Source organism: Streptomyces sp. NPDC048191, assembly GCF_040652655.1.
In the GTDB taxonomy this organism is placed as follows: domain Bacteria; phylum Actinomycetota; class Actinomycetes; order Streptomycetales; family Streptomycetaceae; genus Streptomyces.
This window is the reverse complement of sequence record NZ_JBEZMO010000017.1, coordinates 1-6,468: the sequence shown is the minus strand read 5'-3', so window position 1 is coordinate 6,468 and position 6,468 is coordinate 1. Positions and strand designations below refer to the sequence as shown.

Genomic DNA, 6,468 nt, shown 5'->3' with positions numbered 1-6,468 from the left:
ACAATAACAACAACAACGGCAGGGGTGGGGCGAACAACAACAACAATAACAACAACAACGGCAGGGGTGGGGCGAACAACAACAACAATAACAACAACAACGGCAGGGGTGGGGCGAACAACAACAACAATAACAACAACGGCGGAGGCGCGAACAACAACAACAATAACAACAACGGCTGAACTTGACGGTCCGGCGGCCGGGTGGTCCCAATTGCCTGGCTGCCGGGCTTTCACATGCGCGGATCCCAGGGAGTCGAGAATGAAGAAAGCAGCCTTGCGGAGCGGCGGCCTCGTAGTTGCCCTGGCTGCCTGCTGTGCAGCCTTCGCGGCAGGGAACGCATCAGCGGCAGTGCCGTCGAAGTCGGTGACTCAGTGCTATGCGACGCGCGGTAACCCGAGTGATGTCGTCTGCTACCGAAATTCATGGAAGGCCGAGTACAGGAACGGCGATATGGTCTACGTCCCCATTCTCATTCAGGTGCCCACGCCTTCACATTCGGCGCCGGTGATTCTCGTACAGAGCCTGGATGACATTCGCCCGGCCAATATGACCCCGGGCGCCGGTGCCGGTACTGGCGCCGGGGCCAGGTGACGGCGCCTGATGTGGTTCGCCAGCCGGATCAGCGTCCGGCGTGGCTTTCACCATGGTCGCCGCCCTGGGCAGCCCCTCCGTATGCGCCGTACGGCGTGTTGCAGTCGCCGTCGCCCCATACCTCGTCGCAGCCGCGGCTCGAGTGGTGGGCGTATGAGGGGACGTGAGTCGGGGCGGTCGCCGAAGCAGGCCCCGCCGCGCCGAGCGCGACACCGCCGGCCATCAGAACGCTGGCGGAGGACACCGCGAAAAGGCGCTTTGTGCGCTGTGTACTCATGGGCCATACCTTTCGATCCCTCGTCTCGTGCAAGGGACGGAGCGCGAGAATCACGGCCGCGTCGAGGGGGAGGGTGTCCGGCGCGTCCTCTCGGGCGGGCCGCATGATGTGGGTGGCAAGTTCACGTCGGGGGCTGACCAGCCCACCGGTTCGCGAAAGCGCGGCCATCAAACAGTCCCATTGTCGGACATAACCAGGGCCGAATCCAGGCAAGCCGCAGCAACGGAAGCCGGAAATGGGGGGATCGGGGTCAGCGTCCGCCGAACGCCGCGTCGGTGGGTACGACCTCCCGTCCCAGAGGCATGAGCGAAATGGGGATGAGCTTCAGGTTCGCCCAGCCGAAGGGAATCCCGATGATCGACAGGAACAGCGGGATGCTCGTGATCAGGTGGGCCAGCGCGAGCCACCATCCCGCGAAGACCAGCCAGATGACGTTGCCGACGCACGACGGCGCCCCGGCGTCCGGCCTCTCCACGGTGGTGCGGCCGAACGGCCAGAGGACGAACCCGGCGATGCGCAGCGACGCGATGCCGAACGGGATGGTGACGATCAGGATGAAGCAGATCAGGGCGGCGATCAGGTAACCGATCGCCATCCAGAGCCCGCAGAGGACGAGCCACAGGATGTTGAGCAGCAGGTTGAAGACCTTCATGATCGGTACCTCTCCAGGTCACTCCGTCGGCATGCCTGCTGCCACCAGTATCAGCTGATCATGTGTCCAGGCGGTACCGGAGCGCCGTCGTAGTGACCGGGAACGTTCCGAGACGATCCCGGACCCGCTGACGAAGCGGGCAGGGCCGCCCGCGGGATGACGGTGGGTCACGGCAGGCGCCGTCCCGCCAACCACCGCCGTACGCCGTAGGCAGCCACGCCCACGGCGAGCACGCCCGCCCCCACGGCCACCGAGACGGCGGGCAGAGCGAACGCCAGCGTGGCGCAGCCGAGCAGGCCCACCACGGGCACCACACGGGATGACGGAGCCGGACTCAGGGTCCACGCGGAGGCGTTGGCGACCGCGTAGTAGGCGAGGACTCCGAAGGAGGAGAAACCGATCGCGCCGCGCACGTCCACCATCGCGGCCAGTACGGCCACCACCGCGCCCACGGCCAGTTCGGCCCGGTGCGGCACCTGGAAGCGCGGGTGCACCGCGGCCAGCGTCGCCGGCAGGTGCCCGTCCCTGGCCATGGCGAGCGTCGTCCGGGACACGCCCAGGATCAGCGCGAGCAACGAGCCCAACGCCGCCACCGCCGCCCCGCCCCGCACCACCGGCACGAGCCCGGGCGCACCGGCCGCCCGCACCGCGTCGGCCAGCGGAGCCGTCGCGTTCCCGAGCCGGCCCGCGCCGAGGACGGCGAGCACCGCGACGGCCACGCACGCGTACACCACAAGGGCGATCCCCAGGGCCAGTGGGATGGCGCGCGGAATCGTCCGCGCCGGATCCCGTACCTCCTCCCCGAGGGTCGCGATCCGCGCGTATCCGGCGAACGCGAAGAACAGCAGCCCCGCCGCCTGAAGCACCCCGGCCGCGCCCGACGACAGCCCGATGTCGAGCCGCCCGGCCCCGGCCCGCCCGGACGCCAGGCACACGACCACCACGGCGGCGAGCACGGCCAGCACCACCGCCACGATCACGCGCGTCAGCCACGCCGACTTCTGGATCCCGCCGTAGTTCACGGCCGTCAGCGCCACCACGGCCGCGACCGCCACGGCGTGCGCCTGCCCCGGCCAGACGTACGCTCCCACGGTGAGCGCCATGGCCGCGCAGGACGCCGTCTTGCCGACCACGAACGCCCAGCCCGCGAGGTACCCCCAGAACGGGCCCAGCCGTTCCCGCCCGTACACGTACGTCCCGCCGGAGGCCGGGTAGCGGGCCGCGAGACGCGCCGAGGACATGGCGTTGCAGTAGGCCACCACGGCCGCGAGCGCCAGCCCGGGCAGCAGGCCCGTTCCGGCCGCGCGCGCGGCGGGCCCCAGGGCCGAGAAGACGCCGGCGCCGACCATCGAGCCGAGGCCGACGACCACGGCGTCACGAACGCCCAGGGTACGGCGGAGTCCGGTGTCGGCAGGTGTCATGCGCCGCACCCTACTGAGCGCGGCAACCGTGTGGTGGACGGGTGACGTCCTCTTCATCGACACGGCACGAACACGCGCGCGTGGACAGCGGTTCCTCACCGGATTCCCAGGAGCGGGACAGTGCGGACACAGCGCGGAAGGGCAGGTTCACGGCATGGGCATCATCGCTTGGATCATCCTCGGACTGCTGGCCGGAGCCATCGCCAAGGTCCTCCTGCCGGGGCGCGACCCCGGCGGCTTCATCGGCACGACTGTCATCGGCATCGCGGGCGCGTTCATCGGCGGCTGGATCTCCGCCCGTTGGCTGCACCATCCGATCACCAAGAGCTTCTACGACGGCGCCACCTGGGTCGCGGCCATCGGCGGCTCCCTGGTGCTGCTGGTCCTCTACCGCATCCTGTTCGGCAACTCGCGCGACTGAACGCGGCACCGGCAGCACGAAAGGGCGGGCACCGCTCGGGGGCGCCCGCCCTTCCCGTCTCCTGCGGGGTCCTGCCGGCTTCTTACCGGTAGTTCACGAACTGCAGCGCGAAGTCGAAGTCCTTGCCCTTCAGCAGCGCGATCACGGCCTGGAGGTCGTCACGGCTCTTGGAGGAGACCCGCAGTTCGTCACCCTGGACCTGGGCCTTCACGCCCTTCGGGCCCTCGTCACGGATGATCTTCGCCACCTTCTTCGCGTTCTCCTGGGAGATGCCCTCCTCGATCGACGCGAAGATCTTGTACTCCTTGCCGGACAGCTGGGGCTCGCCCGCGTCCAGGGCCTTCAGCGAGATACCGCGCTTGATCAGCTTGGACTGGAAGACGTCGAGGACGGCCTTCACCCGGTCCTCGGAGTTCGCCTCCATGAGGATCTTGTCACCGGACCACGAGATCGAGGCACCCACGCCCTTGAAGTCGTAGCGCTGCGAGATCTCCTTGGCGGCCTGGTTGAGGGCGTTGTCGACCTCCTGCCGCTCGACCTTCGAGACGATGTCGAAACTGGAGTCGGCCATGTCCTGTGGCTCCTTGTATCGGGGTGCGTAACGGGTGCGTGCCGGCGTGCGCGGCGGCGGCCGCCGGGCCCGGCTTGGCGCCGGGCCGCATCCGCACCAGCCTAGCCACCCCGCGAGCCGAGGGGTGGAGATCAACCGGGTGGCGGAGCACCCCTGTGTATCGGGTATTGTTTACGTCGTCGCCAGGGAGCGCCGCAGAGCGGTTCGATCTGGTGTACAACCCCCGGCGGTGTGCCCGAGCGGCCAAAGGGAGCAGACTGTAAATCTGCCGGCTCAGCCTTCCCAGGTTCGAATCCTGGCGCCGCCACACGGAACAAGGGCCCCGTGACCTGTGAGAGCAGGTCACGGGGCCCTTGTCGTATCACGGGTGGGGTGAGTGGTTGGTTCCGAGCCGTCCGGTCATCACGCGTGATCGACGGCGTTCGGGCCCAGCCGCACGCAGCACTCGCCGGGCTCGGGGGCGAGGACGGCCTGGAGTCCCTGGATCTCGAGGCCGCCCAGGTAGCCGCTGAGGAAAGCGTGGTTCATGCCGCACACCAGGTCGGGGGCCTTCGCGGCCAGCGGATGGAAGGGGCAGTTGCGCAGGCGCAACTGGGTGGAGGTTTCCCGGACGGGCTCGTAGCCGTATCGGTCCAGCAGCTGCTCGCAGGCGGTCAGTCCCCGCTCGGGGCCCAGGCGGCCCGGGCGGGTCTCCTTCCGCGCGGCCTCACCCAACTCGCGACCGCGCTGCTCGGCGGTCCGTACGGCTGCCTGCGCGGCGTTCTCGTCCGTGCCCTCGGTCAGGACGGCGTCCAGGAGCAGGTCCGCCAGCAGTTCGTGGCGCCTGTCGGGGATGCTCACGGTGATCTGGGCGTCGGTGGGTTCGTACACCTTCGGCTGCCGGCCGACCTTCCGGATGCCGCCGGGCGTCTCGTAGCGCGCCCGTAGCAGACCGGCGTCGACGAGCTTGTCGAGGTGGAAGGCGGCGAGCTTGCGGGAGATGCCGACGCTGGCGGCGGCCTCGTCCCGTGTGACGGCGCGGCGGGCACGGCGGATGAAGGCGAACATGCGCCGCCGCGAGTCCTCGCTCAGGACGCTGACGGAGTCGATGGCGCTGTCGGCCGCGTCGGCCTGCGCAGTCGGGTCGGAAGACACATGACCACGTTAACTCCTACGTACGTGGGCACAAGTGTTCCTCCGCCCTCATGCGCTGCGCGTCTTGACGCCCTCCCCGAATAAGACCAAGCTTTATTGGTGAAACTAGAGGGGTGGTTGCGATGACCGATGAGTTGCAGTTCCAGGCCAAGCGTCCGGTCAGTGCCTCGCTCGCCGGTCCGTACGGTCACCCGTTCCACCCGATCCTGGTGACCGTGCCGATCGGTGCCTGGGTGACCAGCCTGGTGTTCGACATCGCTTCGCACGTCGTGCACCGACCGGGGTTCCTGACCCAGGCCTCGGAGTGGTTGATCGCGGTCGGTGTCATCGGCGCGCTGCTGGCGGCCATGGCCGGATTCCTCGACCTGTTTGCGATTCCCGCCGGCACCCCGGCCTTCCGTACCGCTCTGGTGCACATGGCGCTGAACCTGCTGGTGACCGCCGCCTACGTCGTCAACTTCCTCTGGCGGCACGGCGACTACGCCGACGGCGCGAGCGTCGGCATCGGACGGCTCGTGCTGTCCGCCGCCAGCGTGGCGGCCCTGGGCGTCTCGGGATTCCTCGGCGGCAGGCTCGCCTACCGCTACGGCGTGCGCGTCGCCGACGAGAACACCCAGGCCGAGGGATACGCACGCGACCACAGCCGCCGGAGCACCCGCACCCCCGCGTGACCCGGCCCCCCGTCCCCCGTCCCCCTCACGGCGGCCGGTCCCTTCCGGCTGCCTTCGACACCGACCTCACCTGGGAGTTCCCCATGGACATCGCCGCACTGATCACCTGGGTGGTCACCGCTCTCGGCGGCTTCTACCTGCTCGGCACCTGGATCCAACGCGGCGGAGTCCGGCAACAGCAGTCCGGCACCAGCCGCCTGCCCGCCCCTGTCGTCTTCGGCCACTTCGCCCTGGCCGCGATCGGCCTGGTGGTGTGGATCGTCTATGTCGTGGCCGACAAGTCCGCCCTGGCGTGGACCGCGTTCGGTCTGCTGCTGCCGGTCGCCCTGCTGGGATTCGTGATGCTGGCCCGCTGGATCCCCGTCCACCGCGACCGTGCCGCCGCCGGGGCCGCACCGGCCGCGGCAACGGCGCAGGCCACCGAAGGAACCGTCCCCGCCGAACGGCACTTTCCGGTGGCCGTCGTGCTGGCCCACGGTCTGCTCGCCGTGGCCACCCTCGTCCTGGTCCTGCTCACCGCTCTCGGCGTCGGGGGCAGCTGACATGACCGAGCGCCCCCGCACCACCGCCCACATGGACCTGCGCGAGGAGGCGGAACCGGCACCCGTACGGCCCGGCCTGCGGGTCGTCCACGAGCCCGAGGGCATCGACCTGGCCGCCGCGGAAGCCGCGGCCGGCCGGTTCCTCAACGCCCTCGGCATCTCCACCGCTTCGGAGAGCCTGCGTG

At 69.3% G+C, this 6,468-nt stretch carries 9 protein-coding genes, 1 tRNA gene and 1 pseudogene; 7 read left to right on the top strand and 4 right to left on the bottom strand.

What is annotated here, in order from left to right:
• Together AB0D93_RS25695 and AB0D93_RS25690 are read left to right on the top strand one after the other, a co-directional pair.
• Window positions 1–182, top strand: a 182-nt coding sequence (locus AB0D93_RS25695; protein ID WP_362123415.1) for a hypothetical protein, incomplete at its 5' end; no start/stop codon positions are given.
• A gap of 79 nt (window positions 183–261) precedes the next feature.
• Window positions 262–594, top strand: a complete 333-nt coding sequence (locus tag AB0D93_RS25690) for a hypothetical protein (protein ID WP_362123412.1) — start codon at window positions 262–264, stop codon at window positions 592–594.
• Window positions 595–1,121: 527 nt separating this feature from the next.
• On the opposite strand, the gene AB0D93_RS25685 is transcribed toward AB0D93_RS25690, so the two are convergent.
• Window positions 1,122–1,523, bottom strand: a complete 402-nt coding sequence (locus tag AB0D93_RS25685) for a YccF domain-containing protein (protein WP_362123410.1) — start codon at window positions 1,521–1,523, stop codon at window positions 1,122–1,124.
• 167 nt (window positions 1,524–1,690) lie between these two features.
• Complete coding sequence (locus AB0D93_RS25680) at window positions 1,691–2,944, bottom strand: amino acid permease (protein WP_362123407.1); 1,254 nt, start codon at window positions 2,942–2,944, stop codon at window positions 1,691–1,693.
• 154 nt (window positions 2,945–3,098) lie between these two features.
• On the opposite strand from AB0D93_RS25680, the gene AB0D93_RS25675 reads away from it, so the two are divergent.
• A complete protein-coding gene (locus tag AB0D93_RS25675; protein WP_362123404.1) occupies window positions 3,099–3,365 on the top strand; it encodes a GlsB/YeaQ/YmgE family stress response membrane protein in 267 nt (88 codons plus the stop codon).
• 82 nt (window positions 3,366–3,447) lie between these two features.
• Here the strand turns inward: AB0D93_RS25675 and AB0D93_RS25670 are convergent, their stop codons facing one another.
• Window positions 3,448–3,936: a YajQ family cyclic di-GMP-binding protein gene (locus tag AB0D93_RS25670; RefSeq protein ID WP_019756392.1), complete on the bottom strand. Its 489-nt coding sequence runs from the start codon at window positions 3,934–3,936 to the stop codon at window positions 3,448–3,450.
• A gap of 225 nt (window positions 3,937–4,161) precedes the next feature.
• On the opposite strand from AB0D93_RS25670, the gene AB0D93_RS25665 reads away from it, so the two are divergent.
• Window positions 4,162–4,243 (top strand) — tRNA-Tyr (locus tag AB0D93_RS25665).
• A 95-nt stretch (window positions 4,244–4,338) separates the two neighbouring features.
• On the opposite strand, the gene AB0D93_RS25660 is transcribed toward AB0D93_RS25665, so the two are convergent.
• Window positions 4,339–5,070, bottom strand: a complete 732-nt coding sequence (locus tag AB0D93_RS25660) for a helix-turn-helix domain-containing protein (protein ID WP_362123400.1) — start codon at window positions 5,068–5,070, stop codon at window positions 4,339–4,341.
• A 122-nt stretch (window positions 5,071–5,192) separates the two neighbouring features.
• Here AB0D93_RS25660 and AB0D93_RS25655 point away from each other — a divergent pair, with 122 nt between their 5' ends.
• From AB0D93_RS25655 to AB0D93_RS25645, 3 genes and pseudogenes are all read left to right on the top strand, one after another.
• Window positions 5,193–5,741 (top strand): DUF2231 domain-containing protein, encoded by a 549-nt coding sequence (locus tag AB0D93_RS25655; protein ID WP_362123397.1) that lies wholly within the window; start codon window positions 5,193–5,195, stop codon window positions 5,739–5,741.
• A gap of 83 nt (window positions 5,742–5,824) precedes the next feature.
• On the top strand, window positions 5,825–6,283 hold the full coding sequence (locus tag AB0D93_RS25650) for a hypothetical protein (RefSeq protein WP_362123394.1): 459 nt from the start codon (window positions 5,825–5,827) through the stop codon (window positions 6,281–6,283).
• 1 nt (window position 6,284) lies between these two features.
• Window positions 6,285–6,468: pseudogene (locus AB0D93_RS25645) on the top strand (GTP cyclohydrolase I FolE); the annotation flags it as partial.